Here is a 17,051-nt window from a genome sequence, read left to right as displayed (position 1 = left end):
TAGTCTGCTTTATCGTTGAAAAAGAAAGCAATCAAACCTTTATCTGGCTTTTGTGCATAAAATTGCTTGCTACATTGGCGTTTTGTCGATATACCTAAAAAAGACGCGGCGTTAACAAATGAAATAACGTAAAAATTAACGCCTAAATGAAACCGAATAATAAGACTTACTGATAACTCATGGGAAAATCACTTGTAATAGTCGAGTCACCGGCTAAAGCTAAGACGATTAATAAATATCTTGGCAGTAATTATATTGTTAAGTCGAGTGTCGGGCATGTTCGTGATTTGCCAACCTCGTCAAAAGGCAAATCGACCCTGACCGCCGATACAAAAAAAATGACAGCTGAAGAAAAAGCCGCTTTTAAAAAGAAAAAAGAAAAAGCCGCTTTAGTCGCAAGAATGGGGGTAGACCCTGAAAATAACTGGCAAGCAGAATACGATATTTTGCCGGGGAAAGAAAAAGTTGTCGCAGAATTACAAAAGCTAGCCAAAAACGCTGATACCGTCTATCTCGCAACGGATTTGGATAGAGAAGGGGAGGCTATTGCTTGGCACCTTCGTGAAATTATTGGTGGTGACGATGATAAATACAAACGTGTTGTATTTAACGAAATCACAAAAAAAGCGATTAAAGAAGCTTTTTCACAACCCGATGAGCTCAACATTGACCGAGTTAATGCCCAACAAGCACGTCGCTTTTTAGATCGTGTGGTTGGTTTTATGGTGTCGCCATTGTTATGGAAAAAAGTCGCCAGAGGGTTATCCGCCGGGCGGGTTCAATCAGTTGCCGTTAGATTAGTGGTAGAGCGCGAGCAAGAAATTAAAGCCTTTGTGCCGGAAGAGTATTGGGAAGTTAAAGCGGATACTCAAACTAAAGGCAAGGTTGACTTACAATTAGATGTGGCTAAACAAGCGGGTAAATCGTTCAGACCAACCAATAAAGCCCAAACTGATGCCGCACTGGCCACGTTAAAATCAGCAAATTATGAAGTTAGTGATTGTGAAACTCGGCCAACTTCTAGTAAGCCAAGTGCCCCTTTTATTACTTCAACATTGCAACAGGCATCCAGCACACGTTTAGGTTACGGTGTTAAAAAAACCATGATGTTGGCTCAGCGGCTTTATGAAGCGGGTTATATCACCTATATGCGTACAGACTCAACTAATTTGAGTTCAGAGGCTGTTGCAACTTGTCGTGATTATATTAGCGATAATTATGGTGCTAAGTATCTACCAGAATCTGCCAATACGTATGGCAGTAAAGAAAATGCGCAAGAGGCGCATGAAGCAATACGTCCTTCTTCGGTCACTGTCGTGGCGGATATGGTTGATGGCGTAGATGCAGATGCTAAAAAATTATATGAGCTCATCTGGCGCCAATTTGTTGCCTGTCAGATGACACCGGCTAAATATAACGCGAGTACCATTACGGTTAAAGCGGACGAGTTTGAATTAAAAGCAAAAGGCCGAGTATTGGTGTTTGATGGTTGGACAAAAGCACAGCCACCAGCCAGCAAAAAAGGCGCACAGGATCAGCTTTTACCAGATGTTAAAGTAGGCGAACTATTAAATTTAGTTGAGCTTAACCCGTCACAACATTTTACTAAACCAACCGCTCGCTATAGTGAAGCAGCTTTGGTTAAAGAACTTGAAAAACGCGGCATCGGCCGACCTTCAACTTATGCTGCTATTATTAGTACCATTCAAGACAGAGGGTATGTACGCTTAGAAAGCAAACGTTTTTATGCTGAAAAAATGGGTGAAATCGTCACGGATCGACTAGTCAATAATTTTGATGACTTAATGAGTTTTGATTTTACCGCAAACATGGAAAAGCATTTAGATGAAGTCGCGCAAGGTTCACTTGACTGGATTAACTTACTAGACAAGTTTTATGCAGGATTTAGTCATCAACTAAATAAAGCAGAGCAAGGGGTTGAAGAAGGCGGAATGCGGCCGAATCAACCGATACCTGTTGATATTGATTGCCCTGAATGTGGGCGGCATATGACGATTAGAACTGCTTCTACTGGGGTTTTTCTTGGCTGTTCAGGTTATGCACTGCCGCCAAAAGAGCGCTGCACAAAAACCATGAATTTAACCTCAGGTGAAGAAGCGGTTGATGCAAACGATGATGAAGCTGAAACGAATGCTCTGCGTGCAAAACGTCGCTGTACAAAATGTGGCACTGCGATGGACAGTTATTTAATTGATACTGAGCGTAAATTGCATGTGTGTGGTAATAACCCAACATGTGATGGTTACGAAATAGAAAAAGGCCAGTTTAAAATTAAAGGTTATGATGGACCCGTTATTGAATGCGATAAATGTGGTTCAGACATGCAACTTAAAAATGGTCGATTTGGTAAATATTTTGGCTGCACCAACGATGAGTGTAAAAATACGCGTAAATTGCTCCGTAGCGGACAACCTGCGCCGCCAAAAGAAGATCCTGTTCATTTACCAGAGTTACCATGCGAAAAGTCTGACGCTTATTTTGTGTTGCGAGACGGCGCGTCTGGTATTTTTATGGCTGCTCATAACTTTCCTAAATCTCGTGAAACCAGAGCACCTAAAGTAGAAGAGTTAAAACGTTTTAAAGATAGGATTTCGGATAAATTTAAATATTTAGCCGATGCGCCAGAAAAAGATCCAATGGGTAATTTAGCTATTATTAAGTTTAGCCGTAAAAACAAAGAGCAATATGTGGCGTCTGAAATGGATGGTAAAGCATCTGGATGGGTGGCTCATTATGTAGACGGCAAATGGGTGGCTGATGATTCTAAGATGAAAAAACCTAAAAAATAACTGACTTGGGTTAAATTCATTTATAAATACCTGAATGATGAAAGTTATTCAGGTATTTTTTTATCTAAAATCTAAAATCTAAAATTTTAGAGGCTTGAGAGGTTAAAAGCTTAAGTACAAAGCTAATTTGGAAACAAAACAGATAACGAATGAGGTCAATGAGATCGCGAGATAAATGCCAATTATAGACAGGGCAAAATCCTGTATTTTAAATGATTGATCCCCCATTTAAATATTGGCAATCGATTAAAGTATGGTCTTGCCCTGCAGTTAGACAGGAAATAAGTGCACTTATTTTGCCTGTAGAGTTTATATTTTTTGTGCGCACGACAGCGTTAAGATAGGTGCAAGCGGAGGTTATCAAAGAGCTAAAAGGGATCAGTAGTAATAAAAAATGCAGCGAATGCTGCATTTTTTATTACTTATGGTTTGATCAATTAGTGCTATTTACCATTTTTTCTTAGGTTGGAATAACACATCCAAATCATCTTCTTCGTCTGCCGCTTTTTTACGTCTGTCTTTTTCATTGGTATTTTTAAGTTCTTCGGTAATTTCGCGTAATCGTGTCGTCAGTTCAACTTTTCTTTGGTTAGCATATTCTGATCGTATTGCTTGAGCGTCGATAGTCGCCAATGCTTTTTCATAATATTGACGAGCAGATCCCAGCATTTGGCTTTGTCTAGCCATGTTGCCGCGTTTCATTAAACTCTCAACGTTTATTCTAAGTTGAAGTGCATCTAGGCGTTTATCTTCGGTCATAAAAAGTTGAGGATCAACTTTGCCTTTAGTGTGTTCTGAGCGTAATGCCGTGCGTAATTTTTTTATGCCTTGAATCAAAGCTATAGTTGCCCGCTCATCGTCGGGTAAATTAAAATCTTCGTCGTTAACTTGCGGTTGCTGTGTGGATACATTTTTAACTCTTTCTTGGGTATCACGAAGCCGTTGACGAAAGTCTGTTGATTCAGGCATTAATTCAGCCATAGCTTTGATTGCATCTAGTAATCTTTGATGCAAAATTAAAATAAGTTGAGGACTAACAGGGAAGTTGCCAATATTCATTAACAAATTTTCGGTTTCTTCGACCGTATGCTTGTATTTTGCTAATTCATTTCGTTTATCCGATTCAATTTTTTCTTTATGTTGTTGAACCGCGTTTATTATTATAGCTAGTACAACCAGTGCAATAACAAGAGCAATAACAATGGTAAAAATCATCACAATTCCTAAATTTATGAATTAACGTTCATTTTTAGTGTTTTATTCGTTAGTTTTGTTTGATATAAGTGGTATACCAAATATTTGATAGTACAAGAATAATTTAAATTAGTCGAACAAGAATATAAAACTATTATTATTTTTTAAGGCAATGTCAGTTTAAATAGACTTCCACCGAGCAGCCCGCCATTTTGCAAACTAATGTCGCCACTTTTTCCATCTGTTTGGTGAGCATCGGCAATAATTTTCGCAAAAAATAAACCTAAACCTGTGTGACCAGCGGATAAATTAAGTGCTTGCATGCTTAAATCATTTTGTTGGAGCATAGACTCACAGTAGCCATCGCCGTTATCGTTGATGCAAAGCACCAATCTTGAATTTTGTATTTCAGCTTGAATACAAATTTGATCCTTGGTATATCGCATCGCATTGATAAACACATCATTTAGTAGATTAGAAATAAGATCAATATCTAAGTACCAATATAACTCGTCGGCAACGTCTAATTTCACGCTGATTCTTTTATTATCTAGATAAATCTGATTTTTAGTGATTATTTCATCCAAAATATCGATTATATAATATTCATCAATATTGACTGGGAGTTGCTGCTTTTCGGCTCTATATAAACTGAGCATTTGTAATAAATTTGAATTTAAACGAGATGCTTCGTAATGTAGCTTGGCTAATTCATGGGTTGAACTATCATTATTTTTTTTTGCTTTATCACTTAGTTCATCAATTGATTGTAGCAATAAACATAATGAGTTTTTCATATCATGCACGTTAGCAGCAAGTACGCTTGAAAAATCTATTTGAGGTGGCGAATTAAAAGGCACGTTTATTCACTCGCTAATATTGTTTTTATTGATTTTAAATTTTGTCTAAACAAGGTAAACCTTTGATCTGACGGCTCTAGATATTTTAATGTTCTCACGCACATTTCAATTAATTTCATGTATTGATGCTTAGGGCCATCTAATTTAATTTGTTGTGTGAGTGCCGACATTAATAATAAAGCAATCGTAATATTGTTATTTGAATATGTGTAGGCATTGATTAAATAATTTAAAGCTTGGTAGGTTTTACCTTGCTCATAAGTATGCAAACCTCTTTCAAATAACTGATTTGATTTTAGCACGTTTACTGGCGTAATGGCGGTAATGGATTGGGCTTTGCAAAACTCAACTATTTGTACTGAATTTTGGATTAGTTCAGGATAGAAAGTTTGTAAAAAAGCAAATTGGTCTCGTAAAAAGCATCGGCCACCATTACTGATACTTGCTAAATTTTGGCTCATATTTGATAAGCTTGAATGACTTTTTTCTTGGTTTTGTTGTTTGTGCCAATATATTGCATTAATTATTTCCAGCGCGATCATCATTTGAGCGTTGTCTTTATAGGAATGGCGATAAGTTTTAAGTAAATTTTGTAATTCTGTTTTTAATTTATTGATTTGACTGCCGTTCGCCAAATAAATACAGGTTGAGAGCGTATTGAGTAATTTTAATATATCTTCTTCGTGAGCTGATATTGAATTTTTGCTAAGTTGAATGACTTTTTTATAGCTTTGTAGTGCTAATAAGGGATTATTTAATTTGATGGCTAGGTCGCCTTGATGACGAAATCTAGTTATCGATTTAGGGCTTAAAATACATGATTGTGCAATTATTTCACATGCTTTAGTATCTTCGCCTAAATTCATTAATGTTTCGGCTTTTAAATCAAGTGCAATCGCGGCATGTGGATTGAGTTGATAAATTTTATCTAAATATTCAATCGCATCTTGGTATTGCCCTAGGCCTATAGCAGCTTTAGCGTAACCCATTAAAGCCCATAATAATGCTCTTTGTTTGATCACATTGGTAAATACCTGAAGGGCAGAACTATAATCGCCGATGCGTAACAAACAATCCCCTTTAATTTGAAGGCAACTACTCATATATTTACAGCGTGCTTTAATGAGTTCATCACATGCGTCTATAGCCTCGATGTGATTTTGTTTGTTTAATAACGATAGCAGGGGGCGCAACGCTTGTTTTTTTTCATAAACTTTATCTAATCGAGTTTTTAATGCTTGTTTGGTAAAAGGTTTAGTTAAATAATCATCCGGTTTAAATTCAATTGCGCCCATCACCACCTCCATTGAATTTTCCGCGGTTACCATTATAAATATCGTGTCTTTTCTTAAAATTTCGCGGTAAGTTAATGATTCTAATAACTGTTGACCGTCTTGGCTTTCGTCACCTAAATTATAATCACAAAGTAGAATATCGTGACGTTTTTGCTTATATAAGCCAATAGCTTGTTCAGCATTAGCAGCTGCATCTATTGACTTAGCCCCTAGGCCCACTAACATATTTTTAAGCGATGAACGAAATTCAGTAAAATCATCCACAATTAAAAATGTTTTGTCTATATAACGGTTTATGGTACTCATTGAAATAACCGCTGAACTTTAGATATATGTATGGCTTAATATTGGTTCATAATTGCGAAAAGGTGAATTAAAATCAAAAATAAACATCGAAATTTGCCTATTCTCGGTATAGACTTAATTAAAAGTAATAAAAGACTCTCCATATATTCAAATAAAGCATAACGGTGGTAGGGAAATGAAACTACAACAGCTGAGATATATTGTCGAAGTTGTTAATCACAATCTGAACGTATCGGCAACTGCAGAAAGCCTATATACATCTCAACCTGGGATTAGCAAGCAAGTTAGAATGTTAGAGGATGAACTCGGAGTTCAAATTTTCGGCCGCAGTGGTAAACATTTAACGCATGTGACATCTGCAGGCCAAGAAATTATTAATATTTCACGGGAAATGTTATCTAAAGTCGAAAGCATTAAAGCCGTTTCAAGAGAGCATACCTTACCTGACCAAGGTAAATTAAATATAGCGACGACTCATACTCAAGCGCGTTACGCTTTACCGCAAGTCATTAGCGGTTTTATGAAAAAATATCCCAAAGTGTCTTTACATATGCATCAAGGCACACCTGCACAAATAAGCGATGCTGCTGCCAAAGGCGATGCAGATTTTGCGATTGCAACTGAAGCATTGCATTTATATAACGACTTGATAATGCTGCCTTGCTACCATTGGAATCGCAGCGTGGTTGTTAATCGAGATCACCCTTTGGCGACTAAAAAGCAAATTACTTTGGAAGATGTGGCTAAATATCCGATTGTTACCTATGTATTTGGTTTTACTGGTCGTTCTGAATTAGATAGCGCTTTTAGTAAAACAAATTTAGACCCGAAAATTGTATTTACCGCAACTGATGCTGATGTGATTAAAACTTATGTCAGAATGGGTGTAGGAATAGGGGTAATGGCGACAATGGCGGTAGATAAGAAAAATGATCAAGATTTAGTTGCGATAGATGCATCGCATTTATTTAAGCCTAGCACGACCAAAATTGGTTTTAGAAAAGGCACCTTTCTTCGTTATTACATGTATGACTTTATTGAGCGCTTTGCGCCGCATTTAACTCGGGATATTGTTGATAAAGCCATTATGCTAAAAAATGCAGATGAGATTGACGAGTTATTCAAAGGTTTTAAATTACCTGTGCGCTAGTTTTGAACGCCTTTGTGTTTTAAATTAACCGCTGTTTTAGTTCAGCTAAAATAGCGGCCGTTGCCCCCCAAATTAACTTATCTTTATAATAAAAGTGCCAAATCAAACGTGGTTGTTGGTTTATCTGGTATTGCTGAGCCGTTAATTTAGCTTGTGTTAATAAAAAATTTAACGGCAGTTTAATCACTTCGGTTACTTCAATTGGGTTTAAGGTAAGCTGCATGTTTTTATTGTCGGCTGTATATCGAGCATAGCTAACATAGGGGGTTATCTCATAGCCTGATAAAGTTTGATGTTTGGATAGTTGACTAACAGCTTGCCAAACTTGGCTTTTAATGCCAATTTCTTCATAAGTTTCTCGGGTTGCGCACGCGTATAGTGAATTATCAGCAACCTCTAATTTACCACCTGGAAAGCTGATTTGACTAGGGTGTAGCCTTAATGTGTCTGGCCTTTGAGTTAACCAAACTTCAAGTATGTTTTGTTGGTTTTCGACAATAGGAACCAACACAGCCGCAGGTTTTAAGTTGGGGTCGTGGTTTGGAGTGTTTAGACCAGTAGCCTGTAATTTTAACCGGCTAATTAAATGGCTAAGTTGCACTAAATGCAAGTCCTTTAGTTTTAGTTATCGAGTTTAATGAATGTTTGGGTTGTTGTTATTGTGCAACCTTGTAAACAATAGCTGCCCCTATTTGCGAACTACAAATACAAATTAAAGCTTAAATGTTGCGTTATAGGTTTTTTAATAAAGGTAAAATTTTATTAACCTTATCAAATGTTTCTTTGTATTCGCTTTGCATTTTTGAATCGAAAACTAAACCACCGCCAGCCCAGCAATGAAGTTGAGTGTCATTTGCTACTAAGGTTCGAATTGCGATGTTTGTATCCATATGACCGCGCCAATCAATAAATCCAATTGAGCCACAATAAATTGACCGGCGGTGTGGCTCTAGTTCTTCTATTATTTGCATTGCGCGCACTTTAGGTGCGCCAGTTATGCTGCCACCTGGAAAGCAAGCCATTAATAAATCAAATGCGGTTTTATTAGGTTTAAGTTCACCTGTGACTGTGCTCACTAAATGATGCACGGCTGGGAAACTTTCTATATCAAATAGTTTAGGCACTCTTACTGTTCCAGGCTGGCAAGTTCGACTAATATCGTTTCGCAATAAATCAACAATCATTAAATTTTCTGCTCTGTCTTTTTCTGAGCGTTTGAGGCGTGATTTAAATGCATTATCTTGTTTAAACGATTGTCCACGCGGCACTGTGCCTTTAATTGGCTTGGTTTCGACTAAGCCATTGGTTAAACTTAAAAATCGCTCCGGTGAAATGCTCATAATACTGTGATTTTTATATTGTATGTAGGCAGAAAATGGCGCTTGATTACTATCACGTAGGGCAAGGTAAGCTGGCCAGCAATCGCCTTGATACAACGCTGAAAATCGCTGAGCTAAATTAATTTGATAACAATCGCCTTCAACCAAGTATTGTTTTATTTTATCAAACTTTTCTGCATAGCTATGTTCAGTCATATTAGACTGCCAATCACTATTTAATTTAAAAGGGGTAAATTTTGTGGTGTTGTGTTCTTTATCAAGTTTTTCTATGAGTTGAGTGACTCGATTTAAGTTAGGCTGATAATCAATGGCGTACCAATTTTCGGTATGGTTATCTTTAATAATCGCCCAGTCATAAATACCTAAATGCATACTCGGCAACTCAATATCAGCTTTCGCCTTATTTGCTAATGGTTCAAGCTCTCTGGCTAAATCGTAGCTAAACCAGCCAGCGCAGCCGCCAATAAAAGGCAAGTGGCTTTTTTCTATCACATTTTTTGGCATAAGCTCGTTATGCAGGCGCTTAGCTGCCATAAATGGGTTTTCTGTTGATTCTGTTTGGTAGCCGCCATTTAATAGTCGTATCCGAGTTTTATTGTTCAAACGGGAAATAGTGGCGATTGGTGCAGATAAAATAATGTCGTATCGGCTATTTTCGTGCTCAGCACTGGCTGAGTCTAGCAAAATTGAACCTTCGTCTTTGGCGATTGCTGAAAATAATGAGGTTGCTTTTAATGCTTTTGGCAAATCAAGCTGAAATTGTATTGAGTATTTATTCATTTAAGTTGAGGGTTGCAAATCACTGACGGTAAATTTGGGGGTAAGGTTATCATATTGACGAAAAATGTGTGAACTCAAAAGTGTGCTGTCATTGTATTTTGATATGCAAATCCGCTTTTAATACAGGTGCGAAATTTTACAGGTTTTGTTTAATGAGTGTCGTTATAATAAGTATTTTAGATAACTATTTGCCAATTGAGGTATTATTTGTCTAAATTGGCTCTACATTAAGCTAACTGTTAAGTTCAAATTGTTTTTACAGTATGGGCTAAACAATAAATTAAGCGACTCAATTTAACTTGTATCACCACGCCACTGGGGATTTTAAATGAACACAATTCGTCAACAAGATTTTATCGATAGCATTGAAGATGCTTTGCAATTTATCTCTTATTATCACCCGCTTGATTATGTAAAAGCTGTTGAAGCGGCTTATCATAAAGAGATTAACCCAGCCGCTAAAGATGCGATGGCGCAAATTTTAATTAATTCACGAATGTCTGCGCAGGGTAACCGCCCAATTTGCCAAGACACAGGAATTGTTACCTGTTTTGTAAAAATTGGTATGGCTGTTCAATGGGATAAAACAGATTTAACCGTACAGCAAATGGTAGATGAGGGAACTCGTCGAGCTTATACTAATCCAGAAAATCCGCTTCGGGCATCGATTGTTAAAGACCCTGCCGGTAAGCGCATTAATACTAAAGATAATACCCCTGCAGTTGTCCATATTGACATGGTTGAAGGTGATAAAATCGAAGTTATGATTGCAGCTAAAGGCGGTGGCTCTGAAAATAAATCTAAAATGGTGATGCTAAACCCAAGCGATTCAATTGCTGACTGGGTGGTTAAAACGTTACCTACAATGGGCGCAGGCTGGTGTCCGCCGGGCATGTTAGGGTTAGGGATAGGCGGCACAGCTGAAAAGTCAGCTGTACTTGCAAAAGAAAGTTTAATGGATCCGGTCGATATTCAAGAGCTAATTGAACGTGGTCCACAAACGACGGAAGAAGCACTTCGTTTAGAAATTTTTGAGAAGGTTAATAAGCTCGGGATTGGCGCTCAAGGCTTAGGGGGGTTAACGACTGTAGTTGATATTAAGATTAAATCTGTACCAACTCATGCAGCCTCTAAACCCGTTACTATGATCCCAAATTGTGCTGCAACGCGTCATGCTCATTTTTATTTAGATGGTTCAGGTCCAGCGGAATTAAAAGCGCCTAAATTAGAAGACTGGCCTGAAGTGACTTGGGAAGTGGGCGAAAATGTTCGCCGCGTTAATGTTGATAATATCACCAAAGCCGAAATCCAAAGCTGGAAAGCGGGTGATACTGTATTGTTATCAGGTAAAATTTTAACTGGCCGCGATGCAGCTCATAAACGTATACAAGGTTATTTAGAACGAGGCGAAGCATTACCAAACGGAATCGATTTCAGTAATCGTTTTATTTATTATGTAGGGCCGGTGGATGCAGTTGGTGATGAAGTGGTTGGCCCTGCGGGTCCTACAACGGCTACCAGAATGGATAAATTTACCGATATGATGTTGGCCGACTATGGCTTGGCAGGCATGATAGGTAAAGCTGAGCGCGGTTCAAACACTGTAGAGTCTATTAGCAAACACAAGGCAGTTTATTTAATGGCAGTTGGCGGTGCGGCTTATTTAGTCTCTAAAGCGATTAAAAAATCGAAAGTCGTCGCGTTTGAAGATTTAGGAATGGAAGCTATTTATGAATTTGAAGTTGAAGACATGCCAGTAACAGTAGCCGTTGATTCAACAGGCAATAACGTTCATGAAACAGGACCGGCAATTTGGCAAGCCAAAATTGCTGAATTATAGACGTCTAGTCTTGTATTAGATTGGCAATGGATTAGCAGCGCTCATTTAAATTGTGCTGTTTTAATTCATTGCCGCTTTAATTCATATCAACTCAAATACGCTTCTTTGCTACTCACTTTTTCACCTGAACGCTACCCTTTCTAATTTGATGGGATTGTAATTTTATTAAAGCTGGGCTTGTCTAATAATTTGCTATCCGTTTGTTTGTCGATATAATTAGACTGTTCGTTTATACAGTCCTTTGGGGTTTGAAGTGTAGGTTGGCTAGCGTGACACAGAAAAGTCGTAAAATTATACATGTTGATATGGATTGCTTTTTTGCCGCAGTTGAGATGCGTGAAAATCCTAAACTTAAGCAAGTACCACTTGCCGTTGGTGGTTCGCGTGATCGGCGTGGCGTTATTTCAACATGTAACTATATTGCTAGACAGTATGGTATACATTCTGCAATGGCGACAGCTCATGCCTTTAAACTTTGCCCAAATTTAGTTTTGGTGCCAGGTAATATGGCTTTATACCGTGAAGTCTCTGCTCAAGTGCGTAATATTTTTTTACGTTACAGTGAAATTATTGAACCTTTATCGTTAGATGAAGCTTACATTGATGTGACAGATAGTGCATATTTTAAGGGTAGTGCAACTTTAATTGCCCAAGCTATTCGGCATGATATTGAAAAAGAAACTCAGTTAACGGCGTCAGCAGGCGTTGCACCAAATAAATTTTTAGCCAAAATTGCAAGTGAAGAAAATAAACCGAATGGCCTGTACGTTATCACCCCACAAAATGTATCTGAATTTGTACGCGAATTAGACCTTAAAAAAATTCACGGTGTAGGTAAAGCAACATTAAAAAAATTAAATCAGTTAGGTTTATATACAGCTGCCGATATCCGCAATTTTGATCAAAGCCGTTTAATTAAGCATTTTGGACGGTTTGCAACTCATTTAAGGGAGCGTTGTCAAGGCGTAGATGACCGAACGGTCAATACACATCGGATTAGGAAATCTATTGGGGTTGAGCGTACATTTGCTAAAGATTTAACTCAAATATCACAAAGTCGGGGGGCAATAAAAAAGCTATTTGATGATCTTGTTGGTCGGATTAAGGCCGCTGATAAGCAAAATCAAATTAAAAAACTTTCAGTTAAACTTAAATTTGACGATTTTCAGCTGACAAGCTTAGAAAGCAGTCAGTTTAATCATATTAACTTGTTAACCTTAGAAAATTTTGAATATTTATTATCTACAGCATGGCAAAGATCACAGGGGCGGAGTGTGCGTTTAATTGGGCTTTCGGTTGGTTTAAATGAAGTTACAGATAAAGATATTCATATTGGTATGCACCAGCAACTCAGGTTTAAATTTTAGCCCACTAATCGTTTTTATCATTATGCCACTTAATATATCATCTAATTCTAACTCTGAATTAGTGTTTAGTTCCGCTAATGGATTGACTGTGTCTAATATTCTAAATAAGCGCTTATTATCTAGCGTTAAAGTGATCGAACAACCTGCAAATATCCAAATAAAACTTACCGACAATTGTTCTTTTTTGCCGAAAATAAATTTTAATTGCAATAATTTTTTGTTGTAATTGAGGAGTAATTCACGTTTTTGGTGTATATTAAAGCTGTGTTTTGATTTAAGGGGCTGGTGAGCCTTTGGATGTAGTTTTTAAAAGGTGAGGGTAAAAAATGAAATTGGTTAAATCAACTTTGTCGGTTGCATTAATTGCGGCTTTAACTGCTTGTGGCGGTGGTAGTGATGGCGGTTCTGATAATGATGGTGATGGCAACGGTAACGGAAATGGTAATTCAAGTGGTGAAATTATTATTTCAGGTACTGTCACCAAAGGCACAATGAAGCAGGCTACCGTTGTTCCTTATAAGCTAGTTGGCAATAATTGGGTGAAAATTTCAGAAGCGGAAATTGATAGCGATACTGGTTTAATTACCGATGATAAAGGGTTTTATAGCTTTAATGTGCCAGAGTACTCAGGCCCGGTAAAAGTTGAGTTGCAAGCCAATGAAAATACCCTGATGGTGTGTGATGCGGTTGATGGATGCGGAGATATCGCGTTTGGTGCCGATATTCAGTTGCCGCTAGATTTTAAGCTTTCATCTACCTCAAATATCGATGACTCCGACGAACAAATTACCTTAAATGTTTCTGCTTTAACTCATATCGCCAGTGAATTAATTTCAAACGACTTAGTCAATTTGGATGCGCAAACAATTCAACAGCAAAATTCAAAAATTGGTAACGCTTTTGGAGTAGAAGGCAATATAACGACTTTAACGTCAACTAACTTTATCTCTGAAGGCACGGCTAGTGTAGATGGTGACGTTGTAGCTGATGCGGCCATTAATAACAAAGCAGAATTAAAATACGCCTTAGTGAATGCGGGTATTGCCAGCGCCTTATTTAAAGCGACATCTGAAAGCAAAAACATCGCCCAATTATTAACTGAAGCAACGGATGATATTATTACTGCCGGTGGCTCCATTGCGGTTAACAATGATAATGGCGGTGGCTCATTTGTATTAACAACAAAAGATGTATTAGATGCGGCTGCTAAAACATCTAGTGATAAATTAAAACCTGTTGTGGATGGCAATGCTGATGTAACAGGCGCCTTAACCGGCTTAGAAACGGAAGTGATTACCGATCAAGTTGAAAACGAGCAAAATGCTGGCGAAGATGGGCGAGTTGATCCAGACTCAACCAATGAACCAGTAGAAGCGACACCATTAGAAAAAGCGAAATCTATGGTGACGGATGTTAGAGTATTAACTGAATTACTGGGCGTGTATGACAAAGGTGATTCAACCTCTGGTTTTGTACCTGCAGTTGAGCAATATGAAAACTTATTGCTAAATGCGAATGACATGATTGAAGCAGAAGCAAACAGCTTTACTTTATTAGAAGATATTGAATTAGTTCTATCTGAAATCAATGCATTAGATGGTCAAGATATTGATGATGGCACTATTACCGATAAAACCTACAATGCAGGTGATTTTGGAGACGGTAATTTAACAGGTTCGATTAGCTTTAATGCAAATACCTTAACCTTTACCCTTGAAGATATTACTTACGCATTGGTAGGTACTGGTACAGGAAGCGCTCAAAATAGGGTCGCCGCTAAAGCTGACGGCAGTGCGATGGCAAACTTAACGGCGAAAATTATGGGCTTTGAAAGTGACGCCAGCGGCCAAGAATTTAGTTTGCAATTGACGGGTAGCTTAACCAGTTCAGGTGCTATTTTTACCTTTAATAACACAGAAACTAGTTTAATTACCGTTAAAACCAGTAATAAAATAGTCCGTGAAGATTTTGATGCAGCAGAAGATGTTAGTGCACAAATTGATGAAATTAGCGTTAACTTGTCATTGCAACTTGCTCAGCAAGGGGGTGAAAACCCCGTCACTTTTGAGGGGCAGTTAAAAGGCACCTTAGTGCCACAAACTGAGTTAGTTATTCGTCAAGATTGGGACTGGGAAGGGGATTCGTATGAACCTGAATTTTATGTTGAAAAAGACGAAATTGCCATTCCTGAGATGTTCAGTTTAGTGGGTGAGTTTTCATCTTTAGAAGGTCAATCTGTATCAGCTACATTAACAGTTAATGTTAATAACGCGCGTGATTTTGAAACCGAAGGGTTTGATAACTTTGGTAAAACGGTTAACGATGTGGCAAGTGTTACAGTAGACTCTACCCAAAAATCAATTACCTTTAGTATACCAGATGGTACAGAGGTCACTGAATTTACAGGGATGTATTCTGGTGATGCAGATAACTGGATATCCACTTTTAATACCACCTTAGCTGATAACCAAATCAACACAGAAATTGAACAATTTGCCACTATAACCCAAGACGGGGCTAATCCAAGGTATGTATATACTTATATTGAAGATGAAGCGGGCGAAGACTTTGCTTGGGCTGAGCAATTAGTCGTAGAGCCAAATGGCAGTCAGTATGATGTGTATTATATTGAAGATATCCCAGTACATGTTGATGATTATTTAGGCGCTGATGGCTTGTTAAAAGACAACGACGGCAATACTTTGAGCCTGACGAATGACTTTTTGCTTGAAGAGACAGTTTCATCTTTTGACAGTTTCTTAGATTATTCATATCGAGCAGAAGATTTATTTAGTTTTGGTGACCCACGGGAAGCTCATAACCTTGCTGAAATCGTTTCACGCGCGCAAGCAAATCATCCTGAGTATTTTATATTTCCAATTAACAATTTAGGCCCTGTTCAGTTACAGCCAGTGGAATATACCGCGGGCTTAGATATGAGTTTAAGCGGCTATCAACTTAATTCGGTATTTGAAGATGAAGTCACAGTGCAAGTTGATGATGATTTGACTCAGATCGATATTGAATTTAGCCAGTCGGATGATAGCACTCAGTATATGCTGGATAAAACATCGGATAATAATTATGTATTTACCGAAGTTTCTATGCATTCAGATTATAACGACAAATCGACGATAACGGCATCAACGCAAGCAGTAAGTGGAATTTCTGATGCTGAAAAGTATACGTTGATACATGCATCCGGAGTTGCTGATACTGAAGGTGAACGTTATTTTTATGGCTTTAGAGCAACTATTACGCCGGTAGATAATAATCAGGATGAATTGGTTGATGAGTATCAGATAACCGAAGAATACTGTCATGTATACGACAATCTGGGTTTAGCTTCACTTGATGAGTGTAATTGGGATATGCCCACTGACTATACTGATAGCATACTACCCGATGCATGGTATTATGGTCAGCAAATTGATGATGTTATAGATGCCACTCAACATTATACTTTTGGTTTGAACTATTATATGGCTCACGTAGCCGGGGTAGGCCATCTTGAAAGTGATACTTTAGATATAGCTTCATTGCGAGATCAAAAATCACAAACTTTAGATGCTTATTTAGTTGAACCTGAGAATGATACTGGCTTTGAAACCGAATCTAATTATTTAGATTTATTTGCTTCGCTTGCACTGGGTGTAACGGTGGATAGCTATGATGTTAACTTGCGTTTATCGGGTAACCGTAACGGGATCGAAGATGGTTTATTTACCTTAGATCTTGATTATGAATTAGCGGATGAACAAGGGATCCGTGATGTTAAACTCGCGGTTGATTCAAAAGATATTGATGAAGAGGGTTATGTCACCTCAATTAAAGCCAGTAATAGCGCTGGGGTTAGCTTAGATATTTTTGAGCCTACCGAAGCTCAAAAAGAGCAGGGCGGCGATATTGTTTTAGGCGCCATTATGGCTGATGGTGAGCAAGCAGGTGAAGTTATTTATAGAACGGATAATTCATTGTTATTTGTTAAATTCTCGGATGACTCAATTGTTAATTTTCAATAATTAAATTGGATTGATTCAATATAATAAAGCTAAATGCCAGCGAATAATGCTGGCATTTTTATATCTGTTATCACTTTTTATATATCT

Annotated in this window: 10 protein-coding genes; 5 read left to right on the top strand and 5 right to left on the bottom strand. The window is 37.9% G+C overall.

The window, feature by feature from the left end; translation table 11 throughout:
* The first annotated feature begins 179 nt into the window (after nucleotides 1-179).
* Nucleotides 180-2,810 (top strand): type I DNA topoisomerase, encoded by a 2,631-nt coding sequence (gene topA / locus OLW01_RS07680; protein ID WP_268073234.1) that lies wholly within the window; start codon nucleotides 180-182, stop codon nucleotides 2,808-2,810.
* A gap of 447 nt (nucleotides 2,811-3,257) precedes the next feature.
* Here topA and OLW01_RS07675 read toward each other — a convergent pair whose 3' ends face one another.
* From OLW01_RS07675 to OLW01_RS07665, 3 genes are all read right to left on the bottom strand, one after another.
* On the bottom strand, nucleotides 3,258-4,025 hold the full coding sequence (locus tag OLW01_RS07675) for a hypothetical protein (protein ID WP_268073233.1): 768 nt from the start codon (nucleotides 4,023-4,025) through the stop codon (nucleotides 3,258-3,260).
* Between the two features lie 143 nt (nucleotides 4,026-4,168).
* Entirely contained in the window at nucleotides 4,169-4,801 is a 633-nt protein-coding gene (locus OLW01_RS07670) for a sensor histidine kinase (protein WP_268073232.1), read from the bottom strand.
* Between the two features lie 65 nt (nucleotides 4,802-4,866).
* Complete coding sequence (locus OLW01_RS07665; protein WP_268073231.1) at nucleotides 4,867-6,465, bottom strand: tetratricopeptide repeat-containing response regulator; 1,599 nt, start codon at nucleotides 6,463-6,465, stop codon at nucleotides 4,867-4,869.
* A 175-nt stretch (nucleotides 6,466-6,640) separates the two neighbouring features.
* Here OLW01_RS07665 and cysB point away from each other — a divergent pair, with 175 nt between their 5' ends.
* Nucleotides 6,641-7,615: an HTH-type transcriptional regulator CysB gene (gene cysB, locus OLW01_RS07660; RefSeq protein ID WP_268073230.1), complete on the top strand. Its 975-nt coding sequence runs from the start codon at nucleotides 6,641-6,643 to the stop codon at nucleotides 7,613-7,615.
* Between the two features lie 19 nt (nucleotides 7,616-7,634).
* Here cysB and OLW01_RS07655 read toward each other — a convergent pair whose 3' ends face one another.
* Both OLW01_RS07655 and pabB read right to left on the bottom strand, forming a co-directional pair.
* Nucleotides 7,635-8,216 (bottom strand): NUDIX hydrolase, encoded by a 582-nt coding sequence (locus OLW01_RS07655; RefSeq protein WP_268073229.1) that lies wholly within the window; start codon nucleotides 8,214-8,216, stop codon nucleotides 7,635-7,637.
* A 130-nt stretch (nucleotides 8,217-8,346) separates the two neighbouring features.
* On the bottom strand, nucleotides 8,347-9,735 hold the full coding sequence (pabB, locus tag OLW01_RS07650) for an aminodeoxychorismate synthase component I (protein ID WP_268073228.1): 1,389 nt from the start codon (nucleotides 9,733-9,735) through the stop codon (nucleotides 8,347-8,349).
* Between the two features lie 328 nt (nucleotides 9,736-10,063).
* Here pabB and OLW01_RS07645 point away from each other — a divergent pair, with 328 nt between their 5' ends.
* From OLW01_RS07645 to OLW01_RS07635, 3 genes are all read left to right on the top strand, one after another.
* Entirely contained in the window at nucleotides 10,064-11,575 is a 1,512-nt protein-coding gene (locus tag OLW01_RS07645; protein WP_268073227.1) for a fumarate hydratase, read from the top strand.
* A gap of 269 nt (nucleotides 11,576-11,844) precedes the next feature.
* Nucleotides 11,845-12,942 (top strand): DNA polymerase IV, encoded by a 1,098-nt coding sequence (gene dinB / locus OLW01_RS07640; RefSeq protein WP_268073226.1) that lies wholly within the window; start codon nucleotides 11,845-11,847, stop codon nucleotides 12,940-12,942.
* A gap of 326 nt (nucleotides 12,943-13,268) precedes the next feature.
* Nucleotides 13,269-16,964, top strand: a complete 3,696-nt coding sequence (locus OLW01_RS07635; protein WP_268073225.1) for a hypothetical protein — start codon at nucleotides 13,269-13,271, stop codon at nucleotides 16,962-16,964.
* Nucleotides 16,965-17,051 lie beyond the last annotated feature (87 nt).

The sequence above is a fragment of the Catenovulum adriaticum genome, assembly GCF_026725475.1.
Classification (GTDB): domain Bacteria; phylum Pseudomonadota; class Gammaproteobacteria; order Enterobacterales; family Alteromonadaceae; genus Catenovulum; species Catenovulum adriaticum.
This window is presented reverse-complemented; position numbering and strand designations above follow the sequence as displayed.